Annotated in this window: 21 protein-coding genes; all 21 read right to left on the bottom strand. The window is 50.3% G+C overall.

From position 1 onward, the window contains the following. Nucleotides 1-19: 19 nt before the first annotated feature. Nucleotides 20-1,903: a polysaccharide biosynthesis protein gene (locus ABNH18_RS02490; protein WP_349381345.1), complete on the bottom strand. Its 1,884-nt coding sequence runs from the start codon at nt 1,901-1,903 to the stop codon at nt 20-22. Nucleotides 1,904-2,387: 484 nt separating this feature from the next. Further along, on the bottom strand, nt 2,388-3,596 hold the full coding sequence (locus ABNH18_RS02485) for an O-antigen ligase family protein (protein ID WP_349381297.1): 1,209 nt from the start codon (nt 3,594-3,596) through the stop codon (nt 2,388-2,390). Between the two features lie 298 nt (nt 3,597-3,894). Then, complete coding sequence (locus tag ABNH18_RS02480; protein WP_349381296.1) at nt 3,895-5,091, bottom strand: DegT/DnrJ/EryC1/StrS family aminotransferase; 1,197 nt, start codon at nt 5,089-5,091, stop codon at nt 3,895-3,897. 48 nt (nt 5,092-5,139) lie between these two features. Further along, nucleotides 5,140-5,754: a Fic/DOC family protein gene (locus tag ABNH18_RS02475; protein ID WP_349381295.1), complete on the bottom strand. Its 615-nt coding sequence runs from the start codon at nt 5,752-5,754 to the stop codon at nt 5,140-5,142. A gap of 251 nt (nt 5,755-6,005) precedes the next feature. Beyond that, nucleotides 6,006-6,623, bottom strand: coding sequence for an acetyltransferase (locus ABNH18_RS02470; protein ID WP_349381294.1), 618 nt, complete (start codon nt 6,621-6,623; stop codon nt 6,006-6,008). Then, nucleotides 6,620-7,213 carry a sugar transferase gene (locus ABNH18_RS02465; protein ID WP_349381293.1) on the bottom strand — a complete coding sequence of 198 codons (594 nt, stop codon included), beginning with the start codon at nt 7,211-7,213 and terminating at the stop codon, nt 6,620-6,622. Before ABNH18_RS02465 ends, ABNH18_RS02470 begins: the two co-directional genes overlap by 4 nt. Beyond that, nucleotides 7,210-8,340 carry a glycosyltransferase family 4 protein gene (locus ABNH18_RS02460; RefSeq protein ID WP_349381292.1) on the bottom strand — a complete coding sequence of 377 codons (1,131 nt, stop codon included), beginning with the start codon at nt 8,338-8,340 and terminating at the stop codon, nt 7,210-7,212. Before ABNH18_RS02460 ends, ABNH18_RS02465 begins: the two co-directional genes overlap by 4 nt. Continuing rightward, nucleotides 8,337-9,509, bottom strand: coding sequence for a hypothetical protein (locus tag ABNH18_RS02455; protein WP_349381291.1), 1,173 nt, complete (start codon nt 9,507-9,509; stop codon nt 8,337-8,339). Before ABNH18_RS02455 ends, ABNH18_RS02460 begins: the two co-directional genes overlap by 4 nt. 75 nt (nt 9,510-9,584) lie before the next feature. Further along, nucleotides 9,585-10,664 carry a glycosyltransferase family 4 protein gene (locus ABNH18_RS02450; RefSeq protein WP_349381290.1) on the bottom strand — a complete coding sequence of 360 codons (1,080 nt, stop codon included), beginning with the start codon at nt 10,662-10,664 and terminating at the stop codon, nt 9,585-9,587. Nucleotides 10,665-10,716: 52 nt separating this feature from the next. Then, a complete protein-coding gene (locus ABNH18_RS02445) occupies nt 10,717-11,694 on the bottom strand; it encodes a glycosyltransferase family 2 protein (protein WP_349381289.1) in 978 nt (325 codons plus the stop codon). 236 nt (nt 11,695-11,930) lie between these two features. Then, nucleotides 11,931-12,632: a hypothetical protein gene (locus tag ABNH18_RS02440; protein ID WP_349381288.1), complete on the bottom strand. Its 702-nt coding sequence runs from the start codon at nt 12,630-12,632 to the stop codon at nt 11,931-11,933. Between the two features lie 161 nt (nt 12,633-12,793). Next, nucleotides 12,794-13,879 (bottom strand): glycosyltransferase family 2 protein, encoded by a 1,086-nt coding sequence (locus tag ABNH18_RS02435; RefSeq protein WP_349381287.1) that lies wholly within the window; start codon nt 13,877-13,879, stop codon nt 12,794-12,796. A gap of 19 nt (nt 13,880-13,898) precedes the next feature. After that, on the bottom strand, nt 13,899-15,347 hold the full coding sequence (locus tag ABNH18_RS02430; protein WP_349381286.1) for a lipopolysaccharide biosynthesis protein: 1,449 nt from the start codon (nt 15,345-15,347) through the stop codon (nt 13,899-13,901). Between the two features lie 16 nt (nt 15,348-15,363). Then, a complete protein-coding gene (locus tag ABNH18_RS02425; RefSeq protein WP_349381285.1) occupies nt 15,364-16,062 on the bottom strand; it encodes a sulfotransferase in 699 nt (232 codons plus the stop codon). Then, on the bottom strand, nt 16,059-17,072 hold the full coding sequence (locus ABNH18_RS02420) for a sulfotransferase (protein WP_349381284.1): 1,014 nt from the start codon (nt 17,070-17,072) through the stop codon (nt 16,059-16,061). The genes ABNH18_RS02425 and ABNH18_RS02420 overlap by 4 nt, the downstream gene beginning before the upstream one ends. A 13-nt stretch (nt 17,073-17,085) precedes the next feature. After that, a complete protein-coding gene (locus ABNH18_RS02415) occupies nt 17,086-18,063 on the bottom strand; it encodes a hypothetical protein (protein ID WP_349381283.1) in 978 nt (325 codons plus the stop codon). Next, complete coding sequence (locus ABNH18_RS02410; RefSeq protein WP_349381282.1) at nt 18,047-19,240, bottom strand: ATP-grasp domain-containing protein; 1,194 nt, start codon at nt 19,238-19,240, stop codon at nt 18,047-18,049. Before ABNH18_RS02410 ends, ABNH18_RS02415 begins: the two co-directional genes overlap by 17 nt. Continuing rightward, nucleotides 19,237-20,337 carry a DegT/DnrJ/EryC1/StrS family aminotransferase gene (locus ABNH18_RS02405; RefSeq protein WP_349381281.1) on the bottom strand — a complete coding sequence of 367 codons (1,101 nt, stop codon included), beginning with the start codon at nt 20,335-20,337 and terminating at the stop codon, nt 19,237-19,239. Before ABNH18_RS02405 ends, ABNH18_RS02410 begins: the two co-directional genes overlap by 4 nt. Next, complete coding sequence (rfbA, locus tag ABNH18_RS02400) at nt 20,334-21,206, bottom strand: glucose-1-phosphate thymidylyltransferase RfbA (RefSeq protein WP_349381280.1); 873 nt, start codon at nt 21,204-21,206, stop codon at nt 20,334-20,336. Before rfbA ends, ABNH18_RS02405 begins: the two co-directional genes overlap by 4 nt. Before the next feature lie 2 nt (nt 21,207-21,208). Further along, nucleotides 21,209-22,273, bottom strand: coding sequence for a dTDP-glucose 4,6-dehydratase (gene rfbB, locus ABNH18_RS02395; RefSeq protein WP_349381279.1), 1,065 nt, complete (start codon nt 22,271-22,273; stop codon nt 21,209-21,211). Next, the gene (locus ABNH18_RS02390) at nt 22,270-23,310 is read right to left on the bottom strand and encodes an NAD-dependent epimerase/dehydratase family protein (RefSeq protein WP_349381278.1); all 1,041 of its coding nucleotides are present in this window, start codon (nt 23,308-23,310) and stop codon (nt 22,270-22,272) included. The genes rfbB and ABNH18_RS02390 overlap by 4 nt, the downstream gene beginning before the upstream one ends. Between the last annotated feature and the right edge of the window lie 80 nt (nt 23,311-23,390).

Here is a 23,390-nt window from a genome sequence, read left to right as displayed (position 1 = left end):
ACCCGACAATCAGGCAAGACTATTCTGCCATGCTCGCCGTCTTCGCCACCATAGGCGGCAATTCGCGGCTTGGGGCGCTTTGCGGCGACTCGATACTCGCCCCACCGGGCTCGTAGCCATTCACATAGCTGCGCAGCAAGGCGCGCAGGGCATCCTGGTCAGCGCGGGCCAATCCCTTGCGGAAGGCCTCCAGAGCAAAATAAACTTCATCCCATTCCAGCTTTTCTTCATGGGCCTGCATAATCATCTCGTGCTCGGTTCGCGTACTGCAGTCCCCAATCAGCAGCTCTTCATAGAGCTTCTCACCCGGACGCAGGCCGGAAAAGGCAATATCGATATCGCCGTCCGGATTATTGTCATCCCGCACGGACATACCCATCAAATGCACCATGGTGCGGGCCAAGTCCACAATCCGCACCGGCTCACCCATATCCAGCACAAACACCTCGCCGCCCTTGGCCATGGCGCCGGCCTGAATCACCAGCTGGGAAGCTTCCGGAATAGTCATGAAATAACGAATTACATCCGGATGGGTCACCGTCACCGGCCCGCCCTTCTGAATCTGATCACGGAACAGGGGCACCACGGAGCCGGAAGACCCCAGCACGTTGCCAAAACGGACCATGGAAAACACCGTTTCCGAGCCCCGCGCGGCAATGGCCTGAAGCACCAGCTCAGCAAAACGCTTGGTGGCCCCCATCACATTGGTAGGGCGCACCGCCTTGTCGGTTGACACCAAGATAAAGTGCTTCACATGGGCCGCTTCCGCGCCTAAGGCTGCTTCCAGCGTCCCCAGAATATTATTGCGCACACCCGCAGCTGGGTTCGCCTCCACAATCGGCACATGCTTATAAGCCGCAGCGTGGTACACAGTGTCTACCCGGTTTTCACGGCACAGGCGCTCCATCAGCCCACGATTCACCACCGAGCCCAACACCACCTCAATCTCGATATCTCTGCCCAAGCTAGACAGCGATGTCCGCAATTCCTTCTCAATGGCATACAGGCCAAACTCGCTTTGATCCAGCAGCACCAATCGGGAGGGATTCAGTTTGAGGATTTGACGACACAGCTCACTACCAATGGAACCCGCAGCCCCGGTCACCAAAACATGCTTGCCGCTGATACAGCGCGACAGCAGATCCGTACGGGGCGGCACCGCATCACGGCCCAGCAAGTCATCAATGGAGACTTCCTTGATTTCCTCAAGGCGCGCCTTGCCGCTGGCAATATCCGCAAACGAAGGCACCGTCTGCACATGTACATTCAGCGTTTCCAGCCAACGCACTACCGCCATGCGCGTGGCGCGGCTTTCAGAAGGCAGCGCCAAAAGCACAGTCCGGATCACACCTCGCTCAACGGCCTTTTCAAGCTTGCGGCGACTGACTACCGGCACGCCGCAAAGCAGTGTGCCCTGTTTGCCTGGCGCATCATCCACAATCATCAGCGGGTGCAACTCCGCCGTGGAAAGCAGGCCAGACACTAACTGAGCACCAGCACCGCCGGCACCAAAAACCGCCACTGACTCACTGGCAATGCGTTTGCCTAGAACGTTATAGAGAAAGCGGCGCATCATGAAACGGCTGCCGCCCAGGTAGAGCACCAACAACGCCCAGAAGATGATAAAGACAGAACGGGGCGTCGACGCCGACACCATATAGGAGGAAGCAGCCAGCACCACCACAGCAAACGTCACGCCAGCCAAAATAGACCACGCCACCTCTGCACCGAGGTAACGCACAATCGAGCGGTAAAAGCCAAAGGCGTACAAGGCAGGCAATAGCACCATGGGCCCGGCCACAAGCAACCAGAGGTCAGCAACGTCTGGCGTTGCCGAATTCAGGCGCAGCCCATAAGCCAGCCACAGCAGCAAAGGCGCCGCCAGCGCATCCGCACTCAGCATAATCAAGCGCTTAGCCGCACGAGACAGTGATACCATCTGATGCACGGGGGATACAGATACTTGTTCGTCATAACAGGTCCATCCATGCGACCACAGGGGCGACTAATACGGCAAAGTCCCTCTTAGCCATACGTCTGTGACTTTCGTCACACTAATTAGCCGGAGGAGCATTATAGGCCGTTCCTCAGGATATCCAACGGGTAAAAAGCACTAATTTAGGTGCAATCTAGTCATAAACCGTGACAATTAAGCGACAAATGGCAACCACAGTCAGTGACGCTGCCTCGTAATCGTGAATCTTTTTCAATCTGTTGCAAACGAACGCTCCGCGGCAACCCGGTAGGTCGAATTAGTCTGAAGGACGTAATCCGACACTCATTCATCCATAGACCAAGCCAAGCACAGCTATGACAGACGCACTCACTTGCCAAGTCCCTTGTCGGATTACGCCTTTCAGGCTAATTCGACCTACAAACCACACCATCTACTCGTAAGTCGTGTTTACCCAAGGGCACAGAGAGGCCGAAGGCCGTAACCCGGCATCGCCCTGACACTCAGCCGCCTGTTTGAGCAAGCACCAGCAGGCCACCAGCAGGCCCAGAAAACCTGACAACCCCCGGGCGTCCCGCAGCATGGACTGACTGAGTCCAAACCCGACAAAGGCCACCACAGTCAACACACCACACAGCGCAAACGCCTGCACCTCACTGTTCCCCGCCTTTGCGCCCTGCCGCCAATAGCGCCAGAAAAGCCATAGCGGCACCCCATACATGCCCAGCAATGACAACAACCCCAACAAACCGCGACGCGCCAGGGTATCAATCATGTCGCTATGCAACTGATCATGAAGACTCACCCCTTGTGTAAAACGACCTTCAGCGACCCACTCATCCCGGCGCACCTCAAGCCTGCCCTCGCCCCAACCAAGCAACGGCTTTGCCTTGATCAGGAGCCAACCGGCCTCCCACATTTCCAAACGTATCCCCAGCGAGGAGTCACGCTCTCCATCAACGTATTCCTCAAGATCTCCCACTCCCTGGCTGACACGATTCGATACCGACACCTGCGGCAATAGCGCGATCATCAACAGTGAAAACAACAAAAGCACAGACCAGACAGCAATGCCCTTGCGGGGCAGCATAAATGACGCAGCCCAACACAAAATCAGCGCCAATACAGGAAACACCACCCAGCCCCCTCGTGTACCGGATAACACCGACGCCAGCAGCCCCGCGAACACGCCCAATACACACAGGACCCGTTTGCAGCCCGAGTATTCATGCCCAAATAATGTACGCGGATATACGAGTAGTACCAGTGAGAGCGTCGCCAGTAGTAACGCAAGGTCCCCAAACGGGATCGGGTTCATCCCATTGTGTGCGCGCCCACCACCAAGCCAGAGAGACTCATAAGCAGCAATTCCGCCGGCCAACAGCGCGCCAAACAGCACCCCAAACCACCACGCTGAGGCTGTCGGTGGCACGCATCGCCATACCAACAAGACCAGGCCCGCGAGCAGTGGCCACATCGGCAGCCAGACACCCTGCCGCCCCTCACCCACCGGCCACTGCCCAGTACGCCAGACGTCACCTAGCCACACTGCAGAAAACAAGACAAGAACCGCCAGTATCAGGTAGTCATCAACAGAAAATGCCCCACTAAAACGCCGCCCCGAAAACAGTAAGCACAGCACTGCTGAGGCCCCAGCGATGAGGGGAAGTGCCGCATACGTAGAGTGGAACACCAGCAGAAAAGCCAGAAAAGAAAAAAGCAGAACGCTCGCCGAGAACCGGCACAATCGAATCAAACACCCACCTCATAGGTAGGTCGAATTAGTCCGAAGGACGTAATCCGACATTCATCCATCCATAGATTGAGCCAGGCATAGCCATGACCCGCAGCACTCACCTGCCAAATGCATTGTCGGATTACGCCTTTAGGCTAATTCGACCTACAAACCATGAACACAGACCAATCGCCCGTAGGTCGTGTTAGGACGAAGGCCGTAACCCGACATCCGAACTCATCACCTTGCGCAACACCTCACAGGTCTTATCAATCTCGGCCTCGGTCAATGTCGGGTGTACCAAAAACATCAACGAACTATCACCCAATGCCTTGGCCACCGACAAACGCTCTTGCGGCCCCAAGCCAAGATCTGTAAACGCTTTTTCCCGATATACCTCAGAACAAGACCCTGAAAAACACGGCACCCCTTCTGCGACAACAGTATTCATAATCCGGTCACGCACATCTGCAACCGGCTCATTAACAGCAGCCTCATCCACAAACACATAACACTTGTAACCCGCATGGCCGATGCCTTGCGGCACCACCGGCACCCGCAGCCCGGGCAACGATGCAGCAGTCTCCCAGATTGCCCGACAATTCGACTGACGCGACCTTGTCCACTCAGGCATCAGCAGCAATTGAATCCGCCCAATAGCTGACTGCATTTCTGTCAGCCGCCAGTTAGTACCCACAGACTCATGCAACCAGCGAAACCCCGGCGGGTGTTCACGCTCATAAACGGCGTCCCAACTTTTTCCATGGTCCTTGAAACTCCACATCAGGGACCACAAATCACGATCATTCACCGTAACCATGCCGCCTTCACCGCCAGTGGACATGATCTTGTCCTGACAGAACGACCAGCAGCCCACATGCCCCAGACCACCTACCGGCTTGCCCTGATAAGTCGCACCATGGGCCTGGGCACAATCTTCAATGATGAACAGATCATGCTGTTCAGCCAGCGCCATAAAGCCCTCCATGTCGCAAGGCCAGCCAGCCAGATGCACACAGACAACCGCTTTGGTCTTCGGGGTAATCACAGCGGCAACCGTTTCAGGGGTAATGTTCTGGGTATCCGGGTCCACATCCGCGAACACCGGCGTCGCACCGGCATTGATCACGGAAGTCGCAGACGCCAGAAAGGTGCGCGGCGTCACCACCACCTCATCACCTTCACTAATACCCAGCCCCTTCAGGGCCAGATCCAGCGCCAACGTGCCGTTGGCTACCGCAATGGCATACTCGGTACCGGCGAAGGCCGCAAATTCACGCTCGAATTCACGCCCCTCCTGGCCAGTCCAGTAATTCACCTTGTTAGAGAGGAGTACGCGGGACACCGCATCGGCCTCCTCCTGAGAAAAGGAAGGCCAGGGGGAGAAAGGGCCGTTAAGCATAAGAAATTGGATTCCGTTCAGTATCAAAAAATAGCCTGAAGCAGGCCATCACAGCGTTGTGATGTGTAATTGCAGCAGCCTTACCAACAATGAATAATCCGGCACATCCTGCCGAGCAGCCCGACAAGCCTGAGCCATCTGCTCACCAGAGATAGCCCACCACTCAAATGCATAGCCAGACAGTTCGGCCAGTTGGTCAATCAAAATACGTTGAGTTCTGCCATTCCCTTCCCGAAAAGCATGAACAAGATTGATTCGCCCGAGGTAATAGGCCGCGCGCTCAGCAAAGGCCCAGGCCTCAAGCGTGCGTAATAGTCCCTCATCATGCAGGTCACGGAAAATCTCATGGGCAATCGTCTCTACCATCGAGTAAGGGAGGAACAGCTTTCCTCCCTTACCAATTTCGGTACGCCGCAACTCTCCCGCCCACGGATAAACGTTGCCGAACAAGGCCGCATGGATTGCACATAAATGCGCCAAATCAAAGGAGGGGGTAATTGGAAAGGCAATCAACTGGGCATACGCCACAGCGCTAATATCTGCTTCGGCCTGGTTTAATCTAGCGGTATCCGTAATACCGAGGCTGTTAACAAGACAGGATGAACCCGGTATGAGATAAGGATCTTCATCCTGAAGATCATAATTCTGATAATCGGCGTCCATACTTCAGCCAGCGGGCTCAACCTGCCGATACTGCTCAACCAATGCATCAATCGCCACAGAAGCAGGCTCACTTCCCCGAGCCACACGCAGCATCTTTGCACGGGCATCACGGGATAGTTGAACATTCTCAATAGCCATAGACCCGACGGCCTGAGCAACCTTGAAGGCAACTGTTTGATTTTTAGAGCGTCCCATAGAGCAAGCCCCACCAAAATACCGGTTAGCTATATCATAACAGGGAAAATCCCCGATTACACAGACCGTGCAGGCGTACCCACCACCGTCAAACCATCTTGAATATCAGATACTACCGTGGCGCCGGCGCCAACAGTCACAGCACGACCAATAGCAATGCATTGCTTAACCTGGCAGCCGATGCCCAGCCATGTACCCTCACCTACCGTGACCTCACCGCCCAATGCAGCGGCCGGACAGACATGGCTGTAATCGCCAAGCACACAATCATGGTCGAGACTGGCACGGGTATTGATAATGGCACCGCGCCCAACCCTCGCATCGACATTGATCACCGAACCTGCTACCACCAACACACCCTCACCAATCTCCGCAAAGGAGCTAATCACGGCGGAAGGGTCAACCAGTGATACCAGCGGAAGGGATTTCGAAAGCACCCATTCGCACCAGGTTCTGCGATGCTGTGCATTGCCTATGGCAACAAAAAACGCATCGCAATCATGATTATCGGCATTCTCCGGGACATCCAGCACATCCCAATGACCAATCGAGTACGGCCCCTCAGCGGCGAGGCCATCAAAGAACACCACTTCCAACCAGCCACAACGTAAAGCCGTATCTGCAGCCACCTTGCCGTGCCCTCCGGCACCGATAATCCCGAGACGACGGCTCATTTCTGGCTCCCGGTAAAACGCGTCATGGTCGCCTCACCATCCTGATTGATGTCGTCCCGCTTGATCACCTTCCAGACCGTCAGAAACAGGATCTTGATATCCAGCCACAGAGTACGGTTTTCCACATACCACACATCCAGTTCGAACTTCTCTTCCCAGGACAGGGCATTGCGGCCATTCACCTGCGCCCAACCGGTAATACCAGGACGCACTTCATGACGGCGAGCCTGTCGCTCGGAGTACAGTGGCAGATATTCCATTAACAAGGGGCGCGGCCCTACCAGACTCATATCCCCCTTGAGAACATTCCACAGTTCCGGCAACTCATCCAGACTGCTGGCGCGAAGAAACTGCCCAAAGCCAGTCAACCGATCCGCATCAGGCAACAGCTCGCCATTGGCATCGCGCGCATCCGTCATGGTGCGGAACTTGGCCATCGCAAATGACCGCCCCGCCCTGCCCGGGCGGGTCTGCCGGAACAGCACAGGGCCGCCCAGCTTTATCCTGACAAGCAAAGATAAAACCACAATGACTGGTGCCAGCAGCAGCAAACCTGCCACCGCGCCAAGAATATCCATCAACCGCTTCATGTCAGCCCCATTTCCCTGAGCATCACCGCATTCACTTTGTGTACATCGTACTTGTCTTCCGCCATCTGCCGCGACCGCGACCCCATGGCCGCAACCCGATCCGGGCTCTCGATGAGCTTCATCATGGACGCTGCCAGTGCCGGTGCATCCTGAACCGGCACAAGATAACCGTTATCGCCGTTCACCACAGTCTCACGGCAACCAGGGGCATCAGTGGTAATCACCGCCCGCCCCATGGCCATGGCTTCCAGCACGGTGCGGGGCGTTCCCTCACGGTAGGAAGGCAGCACATACACGCTGCTATCAACGATAGCCGGGCGAACATCAGAAAGCTTGCCCAGGAACTCGATTGTCCCGGCAGAAATCCACGCGTCCAGCTCGGCCTGGCTAATGGCATCCGGGTTGTCATCAATCCAGCCCACCAGCCGAAACGTTACTTCCGGGAAACGCTCCTTCACCAAAGCCGCCGCCTGAGCATATTCGCGCACGCCCTTGTCCCCAAGCAAACGTGCAATCAGCAAAAATGAAGGCTTTTCAGGCAGCCCAGCCACCGTATATTCCGCCACATCCACCCCCGAGCCATTCACTACATAGGTGGGAATGGCGGGCTTGAGCAATGAGAGCGCCCGAAATAGCGCCTCATCATCAGGGTTCTGGAAGAACACAAGCCGATTACGGGAAAGCGAGAACCGGTACAACTGCTGAATCAACGTCCGCAGCACCCTCCGCAAGCCCGTGGCCTCCCCCGTAAAGGCATAGCCTAGCCCGGTAATCAGCGCAAAACGGTTCGTTACACCCGCTAGCCAAGCAGCCAGCGAGCCATAAATCACCGGCTTGATGGTATAGCCGAGCACGCAATCCGCACCGATTTTTCGCATTAGCGTTCGCAGTGCAAACAAGGCAGACAGATCCTTAACCGGATTCATACCCGTGCGCTGAAGCGGAATGTCATGAACCTGAACGCTTAGCATTTTGAGGCGTGCCGCAATATCAGAATCGGGATCAAGACCAGGGACGGCAACATGAACCTCACAACCTGCGGTCAATAGCGCTTCGATAAGAGGGCCACGGAATTTGATCAACGAATCCGGAAAACTTGCAACAAGCAAAAAGACAGACTTAGTCACCGGCGCCCCCTCTCCAAAGAAACCTGCCCTGGTTCTACCGGCACCCGTGACCTACCAATGACCGAGATCAACAGGAAGACAAGCATGGGAACAAACATCCATTTCTGCCTAAGGGCAATCCCCAAATTGGCCGTTGTCATTGCTAAAATAAGCCACGAACCGAGTGAATACGCCCACATAAAAGTACGATTTTCGTTTAAGCCGGATTTCTTTCCTCGAAACATTGAAAATCCACCAACTACGAATAAGAACAAAAGAATAATATTATCAGCGCCAGCAGCAAGAGAAAAAGCATTTCGAGCCTCAAAGATAAACGGGCGAAATAAATACGTAAACATTTTTACCGGAAGAGACATAGAAGCAATATCGACACCGCCACCACCATCCATATTGTAAGTTTGACGCTTATCTATATAGTCTGTGACCGTTTCAGCATCAACAACCTCACCAATACCCGCATAGTCCAAAGCGAATGGAACCAACACAGAGGCCACCCCTGAAGCAACAAAAACGAGAAAAAACTTCCGTAATATAGGCGTCTTACCATCTAATAAAGAAGCACTGGCAACAGCCAAAACCATAATGCCAGCCATATGCGGCCGGACGAGAAACATAACGAAAATGGAAGATGTCATCATCACGCCACGTTTAGAAAGATTAAGTGAGCTCCAAAGCGCCAACCCTACAGCCATAAAGGAAATTGCATCTTTCCCCAAAGCAGAACTCCAAAAACTAACAGAAGGCAGCAACACAAAAACCACAGCCAAGTAACGCACCCACCACACTTTTCCTGAAACAGCGTGTTTCAGACTCCCCCAAAACGCGAGCAACCCAATTTGCCCAAAAATATTAAACACTAAGAAAACACCAAGAATAGACATTCCCATCCCAGAAACTAACAACGCAGAAATAGCATCCACAGCCGCAGTGCCGACCGCAATATCACCATCCCAAAAAAGCCCACTATTAAAATACTTAATCGCATCACCGCCGGACGACAACACAAAATAAAGGTAGAATAAAGAAAAGAGGGAATGCCACACATATAAAAAAACAGACTCAATGTCTCGAATTAAAAAAAACCTTCCAAACTTTATCGTTACCACAACCCCGAAAAACAAAACGAAAAAGGCACTAATAAAGTGATAAACAGATGAAATAATTTCCAAAACCGCTCCTGAATTAAAATTCCGCATAACGACAGAGAAACGCAGAGACCGCAGGAAATTCATTATTAATAAAAATCACTCAGAACTCTCACACCTATAAACATCAAGATATTTTTCGGCCATCTCCTCTAATGAAAATTTTTCAGCCTGACTGTGAGCAGAAAAAGATATGTCGGCAACGTTATACAACCTAAAATCATCAGCACTGCTAACTATCCCATCGACCCAACAACTCACATTCCCCACATCCTTAACAAGCGTAACTGCCATATTATTCGGATCTAATACATCCCTCAAACCAGGAACATCAGATGCAACAATGCTTATTCCAGTTGACATACCTTCCACTGCAACCAAGCCAAACCCCTCCCATAAAGAGGGAATCAGCTGTATATCCGCTTCTTTTAAGTGTTCTTCAATATAATCAGACCACCCCACAAGCACCACTTTGCCTTCCACACCTTCACACTTAATAAGGTGCTCTAATTTTTTTCTTTCTGGACCCTCACCGATAATCTTATATACCTCAATAATTTCTGGAATTTTTGCAACCGCTTTAATTGCAACAGAAAAGTTCTTTTTTTCTGTAAGCGAGCCCACAGAAACAAGACGGACCCTTCGGCCCGGAACAGGAGGGCGGTGATACAAATCATATATTGGTGCGCCGTTTGTAACGGTAACAACCCTAGGAAGGAAGCGGTCACCAATCCAGTCGATCAAACTTTCTTTAACGGCCGGACTAATACAGATGATTTTTGAGTACCGACCATAAATAAACCTTTCCAATAACCTCAAAAAAGGAACCTGCCTTCTCTTATTCGTAGTATTATGCTCAGTGTAAATCAACCTTACATTATTAATTCCCAAAGAAGCCAGTGCAACATAAAAGAAAGGCCATGTGAGATGGGCATGCACTGTCAGCACATCATTAGATTCTGCACTCAGCCTAATAATCCACTTACGAATATAGAAAATGGCTAAAGGGTTTTTGGGCCCAACGCCAATAACATGCTCTCCGTTATTTTTATCTGCAGATTTTCCAGAAAAGTAAAGTGCTTTTGTTTTAACACCTTTATTTTCATACAGCTTGTGAAGCTCCCTGACAAGAAGTTCCGCCCCCCCACCACTTAAAGATGAAATTACATTCAGCACCATAAATTAATTCCAAATAAACATTAATGTTTTACATTCCGTCAGCCTCTAAAAGTCAACTCTTAACGATCAGGCCAGCGCGTTTTACAAAGAAAGATTTTAAAATAGCACCACACCTCAACCCGACAATAAGAAATATCCTTGAGGCTCGGCTATAATATTTTTTATCATAACCGTGAAATTTCGCCCTCTCCAACCAAAGCTGACAGTCGTCACTCGAAACCAACGGATCAGAGGCAGCAACCCAAGCTTGTATACAACAATACTTCCCCAATGCATAGCGAATCTGTAAAGGCTGATTTTTCGGGCAATGGCAAAGCCATTCAATCAAATTATTATAAATAACTTCAGACGAAAACAAGGTATTCTTTGCTGTCCCATTACTAATTCGATAATTTTCATGCTGCCAATAAACTCCATATCCTTTTTTTGAAACAGCCACCTCTAAACCTGCAATAAATGCTCTAACAGCTAATTCACCATCTTGATTTTTTTTGATTCTTTCATCCCATCCACCAATACGTTTAACGCTAGCTGTTTTCCATACGACACTACAGGTCGGTACACAACTCTTAAGCAGCCAATAAAATATCCACTCATAGTTGCTTAGAGATGGAGGATACCGCATTCTTCCTTCCTTCTGTTTCTCGCCATTATAGCGCCAAGGACCAAAAACCATATCAGCGCTTTCGCTTTCAGCCGACTCAACCAGCCCTGCGAGAATACCTGCCTCAACATAATCGTCAGCATCTAAAAACATCACATACTGAGTTTTAACAAAGGAAAGCCCTTTGTTTCTCGATTTGGGAGCCCCTTCATTGTTTTTGTTTTTTAAATGAACAACCCCTGTAAACCTATCAATCACTACAGACGTATTATCAAAAACGCCGTCCTCAACAATTATTATATTGCTTTCCATTACCCCTTCCTCAAGAAGAGAAGTTATCGTTCTAGAAATAAATTGTTCCGACTTATAGGACGGAATCACTACTGATAAATTAGCCAGCACCCCGTAAGAAGTGTTAACACTCATAAAAAAACCCTATTCATTCACTCACTTCGCCGAACTTGGAATCGCCTCACATTTCAAAGAGGCCCCACAATAAATCGATTTCTATATTTTAAATATCGCCCATTTGCTCAGCGTGGTCTTGAAAAAAATACGAAAAATGACAAGCTACTTCAACATCAAAACCTTACATCAGTTGGTCGAATTAGCAGCTGCAAACAGATAAGAATATACTTAGCGAAATTTCAGATCACATCAAGTTAGCTTCGCTCATAATATCGTTCAATTCCAATGAATGCATAATCATTACCACAAACAGCGCCACCTAACGCACCATATGACGACACCCATACTCTTTGCAAAGCTTTGGCCAGAAGAGAATTAGCACTAGTAGAAAGATTCGAATAAGCAAGACCATGCGGGTGAGTCATAAAAAAAAGTTCGTCCATACCAGCAGGAACCGTTTTTACTTGCTGGCCGCTTAACGTCAGCAACTTCGAATACCACAGGTCATCCGCCCTTGGCGCAATGTCGATAAATCTATCATCGTAGATATCCTGCTCACGGAACATGGCCTTTGACAGCACGGCACCGCCACCGAAAGTGACAATATAATCCTTTGAAAGAGCGGTACTTTCGGATATCAAACCCCAATGCATGTACGAGGTTTTTGCACCCAGGATCCCATATCGGATTTGCCGCACCCTGCCCGCAACAACCTTGTCTGGATAAGACTCATACTCCGACATAAGGCTAGCAAGCCAAGCCTCACCATAGAAAATGTCATCATCTGCCGTGACGATGAGATCGTCGGGACCAGCTTCACGCAGCGCAGGAATTAATTTCCGATAAGGCCCTGTATTTGGTGTCCAGCGAACTTGTATCAGATGTCGATTAGTTTCAGGCAAAGACATTACAAGCCGATTAATGATATCGTCGCCGGCAATGCCTTGGTCACTCAAATACGGCTCCCTCGATACCCAGAGATTAATTTGATCCGGGAGTCTCGACTGCATCAGCAGTGATGTTAGTGCGATGCGGCAGAGGCTTAGCCTTTCAGAGGTCGTAGTCAGATTCACCGACAGCATAATCAATAAATTCCCTATTCAATAACAACGAGGCGTTAGGCTTTAATTAATTGACGCGCCATTCCTTTTGCTCTTTTCAAGATTGCATACAAGCAAAACAAAACACGACTAGGAACAAGCAGCTGATCTCTCTTACCAAACGGAACCTCGTAACTGTCTGCAATTTCAGCAATGACTATCAACATAGAATGGCTTTTTCGATATATAGCCATATTTATATAATCACGCAGCACCATTTTTAACCGGATTTCTAATGCTGATTTAGGTATCTCAGAAAAAACCGACAGCTTTCTCGTATAAGCCAAAATACTCTTAAGTCGCTCAAGCAGCTGCGTTTCCTCAGCCTGCTTGGTCATTGCCGTATAAGAACCTGGCACATTTCTTCGATAAACACTCAAAGCGTCAGGGAAATAAAGAATTCCAGGTCTTCCAATGATCGCTTCCACAAAATAGTCACCGAACGGCAAGTCTATTGCTTCAAAGAACCAAGTCGGCATAGAAAGAAATGCCTCCGTACGAAACACATAAGAGGCGGTTGGCGAAAACTGGGACATTGATGCAACAGGCGCAGCAACCGGTAGTATCAATTCTCGATCACCATGCTCATACATCAGTGTTGCTTTTTGCCTTTCCACATCCAGCATATATGCTGGGTGAATTGACAAATCCACGTTTGGATTTCTTTCTAGGCCCTCTACCTGCAATCGTAACTTCTTGGAATCAACCCAGTAATCATCTCCTTCACAGAGAGCACAATAACGCCCCTTAATCAATTTCTTGAAATAACGAGGAGGCCTAAACCCCTGTGAATATTGATTCTCAAAATGAAAAATAGGCTTTATTATTCTTGGGAACTTGGCTGCATACCGCTCCACAATTTCTTTTGTGCCATCTGTTGACGCGTCATCGGCAATAATTATCTCAAAGGGAAACCCCGTGTCCTGACAAAGGAACCCTTTAATAGCATCTTCGATATAGTTCGCATGGTTATACGTGGCGCATAGTATGCTCACGAGCGGCGAATCAACATCACCTTCCCAACCAGCCATAATCTCTGCTTCTGGTCTTGGCTCGGGTGGCTTGGGGACGATTCCACCCACGTTTGGCTGCTGCTCTGACATAGCGACTCTACTTCCTCAATTACTTAGCGCGTTGTTGCTGTTTGGACACTTTACCCCACAGCATTACCAGCCCTTCTGCACGAATAACGGCACTACTGGCAAGATAAACACTCGCGCCCAAAAGCCCGGAGAGGGCTAGCGTGACGACCTGATGCGTTGATAACAGCTGCCCGAGCCACCAAGCTGAGGCGCCGCCTAGCATTGCAGCAGCGATGGGTTTGATCACGTCTTTGATTTGCTCAAGCAGTGAATAGTCAATTAACTTTGCTGAAAAATAGGTATTTGGTAGTAACCCAAAGAAAGAGGCGGCCACCTGCGAGGCAACAATAGCTAACACGCCATAGGGTATGGCCACGAATAGCATAGTTAGGTTCACTGCCTTCTTCACTAGTCCAACCTTGAAAACAAGATCGGAGCGGCCCTTTACGTTAAGCAAATTTATATTCAAGGCATGGAGGGGAAAGATCATTCCCACGATACACAACAGCTGGAGATAAGGCACCGCACCTTGCCACTTTTCATCGAACGCCAAGCGAATAAGAATTGGTGCTAATGAGGCCAACAGCATCATGATCGGAGCAATCAGGAACATCATCAGCTGCATGATCTGACGGTATTTGTATTTCAGTGTGGCGTTGTCGTCTTGCAAGGTTGCGAGTGCCGGAAAGGTCGCTTGCTGAACTGCACCGGTTAACTGTTGCGAAATCAAATTGCTGATTTTTTTAGCGAAAAAATAAAGCCCGGTTAGCTCTGCACTAAAAAAACGCCCGATCACCAGCACATAAGAATTTTGGTACAAAACTGACAGCAAGCCTTCCGCCAACAGGTTTCGCCCAAAAGCAAACAGCCTCAAAAATGACTCTATTGAAAACTGCCAACTAGGCCTCCAGTTTCCAGCCAGCCAAAGAATGACGGCAGACATGGCTGCTTGACTAAGCATTTGCACAACCAGGCTCCATACGCCCCAGCCTTGATACGCCGCTGTTACCGCCAAGACACCAGACACCACAGAGGCGGCCGTATTGGCCTTCATCTGGGTTTTGAAATCCATTTTTCGGCTGAGCACAGCGATTTGAACTATTTTCGCTGCGTTGATGAAAACCACCAGCCCCATCACCCGCACTACCTCAGCCAGCTCTGGCTGGCTATAAAATAGGGCAATATAGGGCGCGCTAGTGAAGATAGCGACATAGGCTGCCACGCTAAGCCCAAGATTGGTAAGAAAAACGGTGTTTAAATCGGCATCCGATACGCTCTTGCTGCGAATCAGCGCAGCGCCTAGGCCTGAATTGACAAAGGCGTTGGCTAGCTCAAACACCACCGTGGCCATGGCAATTAAACCGAAGGCATCGGGCGCCAGTATGCGCGCCAGGAATAGCAAAAAAATGGTGCTGGCTCCGCGCGTTAGAAACATGCTTGCCAGGTTCCACAACACGCCTGCACCGATTTTTTGGTTCATTGACTGCATTTAATACTGCCCTGCATTACGTTTTGTTCTCCCAAGGGAAGTCATCATAAGGAGAGTCGACCCCAAGAAATTCGACAAATTTTTGATAAGCCCCCTGCTCAGCTATGTTAATCACAAGAAGATCGCTGGGACGACCTTTGAAATACTCCATCACTTCACGATTGTAACGTTCATAATGAGCGGTCATGACGTCTTTATTGTAAGGATCTTCCTCGGTTGTGCCATGCACACGAATGACGTTGTGCATGAAGCCCGGCTGAACATATTGTGCGGCTTTCAGGTCCTCTACAGTAGGTATGCGACCCTCTTTACCAAACCTCTTGGCATGAAAGCGTGTGATGGAACGGTACCACTGCTCCGAGTTGTCCCTGACGGTGAGAATGAACTTACTGCCGGGGTAGGCTTGATCAAGCTGTTTATATGTTTCCGGGTAGCTGAAAGGAACATCCTGGAAAACTTGGGCTGACTTGCAGTACTTTATAATCGGCACAAAGTTACCGTCGAAATAATGCTCCATCGTGAGGATTTCAGCCCTGCGCTGTTGCCCTACTGGATATTGAAGAGCTTCGAAAGCAGCTTTCAGTGAAGTGGTTCCTGTTTTATTTCTTCCAACACAGAAATATTTCGTTTTGCCTTTGGATTTTTTCTTGCTTTTAAATTCAACAAGTAACATTTTTAGCTTTCGCTTTAATTTACTAAAAACAGCGTGACTCATTTTTCTTGTTCCTTAATATATGCATACACTCGCTCAGCGTCTTCTTGCGAATACTCCTCCAGCCGCCACCGATTAGTGTTAGAAAACTCAGTGTCGCCGCTGTAGGTAGGCACTTTATCAACACCATCCTGCTCAATCAGCCTGCGACTTATTTCGTTATAGTAGTGTTCTGGCCGTTGACAAAAATCTTCGTACTGGACAACGAGCTTTCGATTTTCTGGCAAGTTCGCGATCCCTAGCTCTACGGATTGGTTTATTGCAAAAATCTGCCCCGCCACTGACTCAAGTGGATCAAGGCTTGCTAGCTCCGGGTATTCTTTAATTTTGAAGGAATACCATGTGTTAATATCACCATACTGGCGCTTTCTTGCTTCTAGCGCAGATTGAATATTGAAGATTGGATCACGACGTATCCAAACAAATAAAGATTTGTCGAACTGCTCTGCCAGCCCTGGAATGTTCTGGTTCATGATCATGGCTTTCATGGCGAACGGTTTCTCAAAGATGTTCGCCAGCACGTTTAACTCGTCACGGAACCCTGCCAGGTTACCTTTCTCACGCAATTCCTCGCCGGGCAGGTAATCAAGTTCACCAAAGGGCAGAAAACGCCGCCAGAAGTACCAGAATTCGTTCGGCGCCAATGCGCCTTTGGTTTTACCGTTATCAGAACTAAAGTTGATTTCGGAATTAAAATCCAAAATTTCGTTCCGGAAATTGTATTGAGGGTCTGTTAGCAGCTGCTGGATTTTGGCACCCACCAACGGAGAGCCGAAGAAGCGAGAGAGCATGTTGGTTGGGTAGGCCGCAAGGCCGGTGTTGGCTAGCCATTGCATAAACAGTGTACTACCAGAGCGATGTGGCCCCATCAGAAAGATCTTTGAAAAACGCTCTTCCGAATCCTTTAGATAGGCCTCGTTGGCTCCAGCGAGGTTACCGTTCAGTTCTTTTAGTAGCACCTCAAGTGTGGAGACCCGTGCGTATTTTTCTGTCCGGTTTTCAGGAGCAGCCATGTATAAATACCCTTTATTTGATTGCCAACAGGCTTACAAGCCTTTCCATATCTTCTTCGGTATAGCGCTGATCACAGGGGAGAAAAAGGCCATTAGTTACCAGTTCCCACTCAAAACTTTCTTCTTCCACTCGGGTCAGCACTTCAGGCCAGTAGCTAGGAAGAAACACTCTGTTTGCAATTAGCTCTGCCCTTTTTGCTGCGCTCACATTCGGGAGAAACGGGTAACATAGCGGCGCGGTAATGTCGCCGATATCCAGACTTAGCTTGTTATATTCCCGGAGCTTTCTTTCCAGGTACTGCGCGTTACGGGTACGTGCAACCCTAGCTGCATCGTAATTAACCGACCGCAAGAGCTTCTCCGTGAGTCTGGACATGCCCTGAACAGGCAAATCGCAAATCGCTTTCTCGGCATCCTGGTACTTTTGATAAGCCGCTTCGGGACTTTCTGTGATTCTGCTAATCAAATACCCCATGCGGCTTTCAGAGGTTGTATCCCTGAACTCTGATTGCTTGATTCGTGGATCGTCCGAAAATAGAAGCCCTCCGTCGGGAAGGCCGAAGAACTTTCGGGGGGAGTAAATGGTAGCCAGCGCGTCAAACGGTTCGTCAAATAGTGCCTGAGAATTATCAATTACAGCACTGTCAGCGCCGTACTTGTCGATGACATCTTGGGCCTGTTGGCTGCACACCCCGAAGTAATTCACGAATAAAATAATGGAGCCTTCATCAACTCTCAAGTGCTCTTTTATCTCGAACCTTTCGGTGAGGTCATAAAATTTAAGCTCCACTCCTCTGCCCGACAGAATAGCGCTCATGGTGTCGCACAAATATCGGGGCAGCCATACACTACGAGCTTCTATCTGCTCCACCAAACTGGCAAATGCAGCTCTTGCCGAATTGAATTTAAGGGCTTTGGATAGCCAGAAATCATTGTTATCGGGCAGCTCAAGACCGATGTAGCCGCCCAAGGCATCACTCAACAATGACACGAATATCCCGCTCCATGTTGTCGAGCATATCCAGCATTGTTTCCTGGCTCGGATATTTCAGAATCATTGTGCCCAATGTGTCGTGGGATCCGCTGAAGACGTTTACTTGTTTTCCCGGCTGGAGCTGAACATCTTTCTCAACGATATACCCTTTGGCTCGCTCAGACAGAGACAGATCTTGGTATTGACCGTTTTCAATAGCGTGCACCATATAGCTGGACCAAAAGCCATTGACCGGTTTCATCTCAAGCCCCACACAAGGTAAACCCAAAGCTGCATCCACGGTGTACTTAATAAGATCAACACCAGTAGCGTAGCGGATTACTTCCGGTATCAGGCAGCCACCGTTTCTGGGCCCAAGCTCGAGGAAATAGAACTTTCCATCTTCCGAAAACACAAAATCAAAGTTCAATGCTCCGGTTTTCATCCCCAGCAATGTCAAAAGCCGTTGGGATTCATTATGAGCCTTGCTGAGGAGTTCGTTACTGTGGGATGTTGGGAATGTTTGCCCTATGGGAACGAGTCCATTGCAGAGTTTGTCGAAGTGTTCATCGGCCCAGCAACGGAAAACTAATTCGCCATCAAGGACAAATCCATCGCCAGCTACCTGGTAGCCTTGCCGAACGATTCTTTCTTCGACAACTACCTTTTTCTCGCGGGAGAATTTAAGAGCGTGCTGAAAAGCATCATGAAAACTCTCTGCGCTTTGAAGGTGTGTTACGCCTTTACTGCCTGAAGAATCCACAGGTTTTATAAACGCTGGAACACCAATTTCATCCAGCCAAACCTTGGCTTCCGCCTCTTCATAAAATGCCTTGGAGCGCGGTACGCTGAAGTTGTTCTTGGCGAGAAAATCTCTGAACAGATCTTTTCTAGCGAGAATTTCTACCGACTCGTAAGGGTTGCCGGGCAACCCCATTTTTTCAGCAACATAAGCGGCAGTTGGCGCGGCAGGGTCGGATGCATAGGCAACAATGCCATCGATCTCTTCTGCCTTCGCTACCTCAAGAACCGCTTCTTTGTCTGTTGTGGAAACGTTGTAGTATTCGTGGCCCAGTTTATGGCCTGGGTTGTCGGGCAGGTAATCCAAGGTGATAACGTGGTGCCCCTGCTCCAACGCGTATTTAATAGGTGGTATCTGAGTTGGGGCTCCACCCAGAAATAGAATTTTTTTCATCCCTTAATCACCTCTGTCACAACGCCTGTTATTTTTTCTAGAATTTCAGTAGGCATACTTGAGTAAATGGGCAGGCACAGTATCCGGCTGGCTATATCTTTTGATACTGGCTGGTTTACTTTGGCCTCAAGGCGCTCCACCGATTCCAGTGATGGGTAAAAATATCTTCTAGCCAGCACGCCATTGTCTTTGAGAGCGGCTACCACACGCACGGCTTGTTCTTCACTGTTAAAAACCACCGGGAAATAAGCGTAGTTGTAGCTAAGCGCATGGCCTTTGGCTTGGAGTTGTACAGCGTTACCTAGTGCTTCCTGGTACCGCTGCCAAACATCTGCCCGCGCTGTCAGGTTTTCTTCCATTTCATCAAGAACACACAGCCCCATCGCCGCCTGCAATTCATTCATTTTAGCGTTGATGCCAATCTCGCCAATACTCTCAGGGCCAGTGATGCCGAAGCTAATCATTTGCTTCGCACGCTCCAGATCTTCCTTGCGTTTAAAGATAATGGCCCCGCCCTCTCCGGTATGAAATAGTTTTGTGGCGTGGAAGCTGAGGGTTGCGGCATCACCGTGCTTGAGGAGACTTTCGCCTTTATATTGGACGGCAAACGCATGGGAGGCATCGTAGATGACTTTCAGGCCATGGCGGCAGGCTATCTCATCAATGGCTTCTACATCGCAGGCATTGCCAAAAACATGCACGGGCACAATGGCTCTGGTATTTGACGTTATAGCTTGCTCAATATTCTCCGGGTTTATACACCAGGTATTCGGATCGATATCTGCAAAGACAGGTTGCACTCCATCCCATTTCAAGGAACTGGCGGTCGCGATGAAGGTGAACGGCGTGGTGATGGCTTCTTGCTGCTCGCCATGTTCGTGACCACTTGCTCCTAACGCACGGTATGCAACCTGAAGCGCCAAGGTACCGTTTGCCACCAGAAGCAAGTTCTCAACACCCAAATACTCTTCCAGACGGGCAGTAAGTTCTTGCGCCAGGGGGCCATTGTTTGTCAGCCAAGCTCGCTCATAAATACCGTCAAGGTACTTATCCAGCTTTTCACGGCTTGGCAGGTACGGTTTTACGACGGGTATCACTGTGGCCCCCTGATAATATCCAGCAGGTATTGGCCATAACCATTTTTCGAGAGGGCCTCACCCGCCGTTTGAACTTGCTCAGTGCTGAGCCAGCCATTTCGCCACGCGATTTCTTCCAGGCAGGCAATCTTGTAGCCCTGACGGCGCTCGATGGTTTCTACGAACTGCGCCGCTTCCAGCAGGCTCTCATGGGTGCCGGTATCCAGCCAGGCGAACCCTCTGCCCAGCTGCTCGACCGTGAGATCACCGCGCTCCAGGTAGGCCTGGTTTATGCTGGTAATTTCCAGCTCCCCTCGATCAGAGGGTTTCACGGACTTGGCGATTTCAATGACATCGTTGTCGTAGAAGTATAGGCCAGTCACTGCGTAATTGGATTTCGGGCTTGCCGGTTTTTCCTCTATGGAGATAGCGCGTTTATTTTCATCAAAGGCGACGACGCCAAAACGCTCCGGGTCTTTTACCTGATAACCGAAAACTGTCGCGCCGCTAGTGATAGCCGCTGCTGTCTTGAGTTTAGGGCTGAAGTTCGGGCCATAGAAAATGTTATCGCCCAGAACAAGGCACACACTGTCTTGCCCAATAAAATCTTCGCCTAAAATAAAGGCTTGGGCGAGACCATCTGGGCTTGGCTGGACCTTGTAGCTAATGGCTACCCCAAATTGCTGGCCGTCGCCCAGCAGGTGCTGGTAACTGGCCAGATCGTTCGGTGTGGTTATGATGAGTACATCCCGTATTCCTGCCAGCATCAACACAGATAACGGGTAATAAATCATTGGTTTGTCATAGATCGGCAGAAGCTGCTTCGATACGCCCATGGTTATGGGATAAAGCCGCGTGCCCGATCCGCCTGCCAGAATAATGCCTTTCATCTTTATTCTCCTGTACCCAATCGTTCGCGCCGGTAGCTGCCATCCTGCACCCGCTGGCACCATTCGCTATTGTCCAGATACCACTGAACAGTCTTGCGGATGCCGGTTTCGAAGGTTTCTCGTGGAGCCCAGCCCAGCTCTCGCTCGATCTTGCTGGCGTCGATGGCATAGCGCAGATCGTGGCCGGGGCGATCCTGTACGTGGGTAATCAGATCCCGGTACTGGCGGACGCCTTCTGGTTTCTCCGGCACCAGCTCTTCGAGCAGATCGCAGAGGGAGTGGACCACTTCGATATTCTGCTTTTCGTTATGGCCCCCAATATTGTAGGTCTCCCCTATTTTCCCTTCGGTGGCGACTTTATAGAGAGCACGGGCATGGTCTTCCACGTACAGCCAGTCACGCACCTGAGTGCCCTGACCGTAGACGGGCAACGGTTTCCCGTCCAAAGCATTGAGAATCATCAAAGGGATGAGCTTTTCCGGGAAATGAAAAGGACCGTAATTATTGGAGCAGTTGGTGATCAGCGTCGGGAAGCCATAGGTACGGCGCCAGGCGCGCACCAGATGGTCGGAGCTGGCCTTGCTGGCTGAATACGGGGAGCTGGGCGCATAGGGGGTGATTTCAGTAAACAGGTCTTCCGGGCCGTCCAGATCGCCGTACACTTCATCGGTGGAGATGTGGTGGAAGCGGAAGGCCTGCTGAGCGTTGTCGTCCAGGGTATTCCAGTATTGGCGTGCCGCTTCCAGCAAGGTGTAGGTCCCAATGATGTTGGTTTCCATGAAGGCGGCGGGGCCATCAATGGAGCGATCCACATGGCTTTCTGCCGCAAGGTGCATGATGGCATCGGGCTGGTACCGTTGTAATACCTCATCCAGGGTAGGCCTGTCGCAAATATTTACCTTTTCAAAGGCATAACGGGGGCTGTCACTGACACTGAGCAGGCTTTCCAGGTTGCCGGCGTAGGTGAGATTGTCCACATTGACGACGCTGTCGCCCGTGTTGCTGAGGATGTGACGAATGACGGCAGAGCCGATAAAGCCTGCACCGCCAGTAATCAAAATTTTCATGCGTCGCTCCCGCCTTTCAGCGTGCTTTCGTACCAAGGCATGGCTTTGCCGATGCCATCGTAAATTCTGTAGGCAGGTTCATAGCCCAGGAGTTCCTTCGCCTTGCTGATATCCGCCTGGGAGTGGCGAACGTCTCCGGTGCGGAAATCACGGTAAGCAGGATCGTTTTCATAGTTCACCCCGCACTCTTTCAGGCCTGTTTTCAGAGCATCGAACAGGATGTTAAGGGTGGTTCTGTCGCCCAAGGCCACGTTAAAGACGTGGTTTTTGGCTTCTGCCTCTGCGGTGGCGGCCAGCAGGTTGATCTGCACCACATTCTCGATGAAACAAAAATCCCGACTGGTTTCGCCATCACCATTAATGAAGACGTCCTCGCCCTGGATCATGGCAGCGGTCCATTTGGGGATCACGGCAGCGTAGGCGCCATTTGGGTCCTGACGCTTACCGAACACGTTGAAGTAGCGAAGGCCGATGGTGGTGAAACCGTAGGTGCGGGCGAACACGTCGGCATAGAGTTCGTTGACGTATTTGGTGACCGCGTAAGGGGACAGGGGCTTGCCGATCTTGTCTTCTACCTTGGGGAGCCCTGGGTGATCACCGTAGGTGGAACTGGAAGCGGCATAGGTGAAGCTGGTCACGTTTTCGTCTTTGGCAGCCACCAGCATGTTCAGGAATCCGTCGATGTTGGCTTGGTTGGTGGTGATGGGGTCTTCGATTGAGCGCGGAACAGACCCCAAGGCAGCCTGGTGAAGAACATAATGCACACCGGTTACCGCTTTATGGCAGTCATCCAAGTTGCGAATATCGCCTTCGATGAAGGTGAAGCGAGCCCATTGGTCTGCGATGACCGTTTGTTGTACTTCATCCAGATTGTGCTGGTGGCCGGTGGCAAAGTTGTCCAGGCCGATGACGGTCTGGTCGAGGCGCAGCAGGCATTCGAGCAGGTTGGAGCCAATGAACCCCGCCACGCCTGTGATAAGCCAGGTTTTGGGGTTGGCTTCGAGGTCTTGCTGTACCTGTTCGTAGCGGGTTGTCATGGTGGTTCCGTTGTTTGTTCGTTTAAACAAGCTTCTAGCAGTGAGCTACAAGCCTCAAGCTGCAAGGAAAGGCAAAAACC

This window comes from Alcanivorax sp. (assembly GCF_040118815.1).
Taxonomy (GTDB): domain Bacteria; phylum Pseudomonadota; class Gammaproteobacteria; order Pseudomonadales; family Alcanivoracaceae; genus Alcanivorax.
Note: the sequence above shows the minus strand (reverse complement) of the source record. Positions and strands in the feature narration are given on the sequence as shown.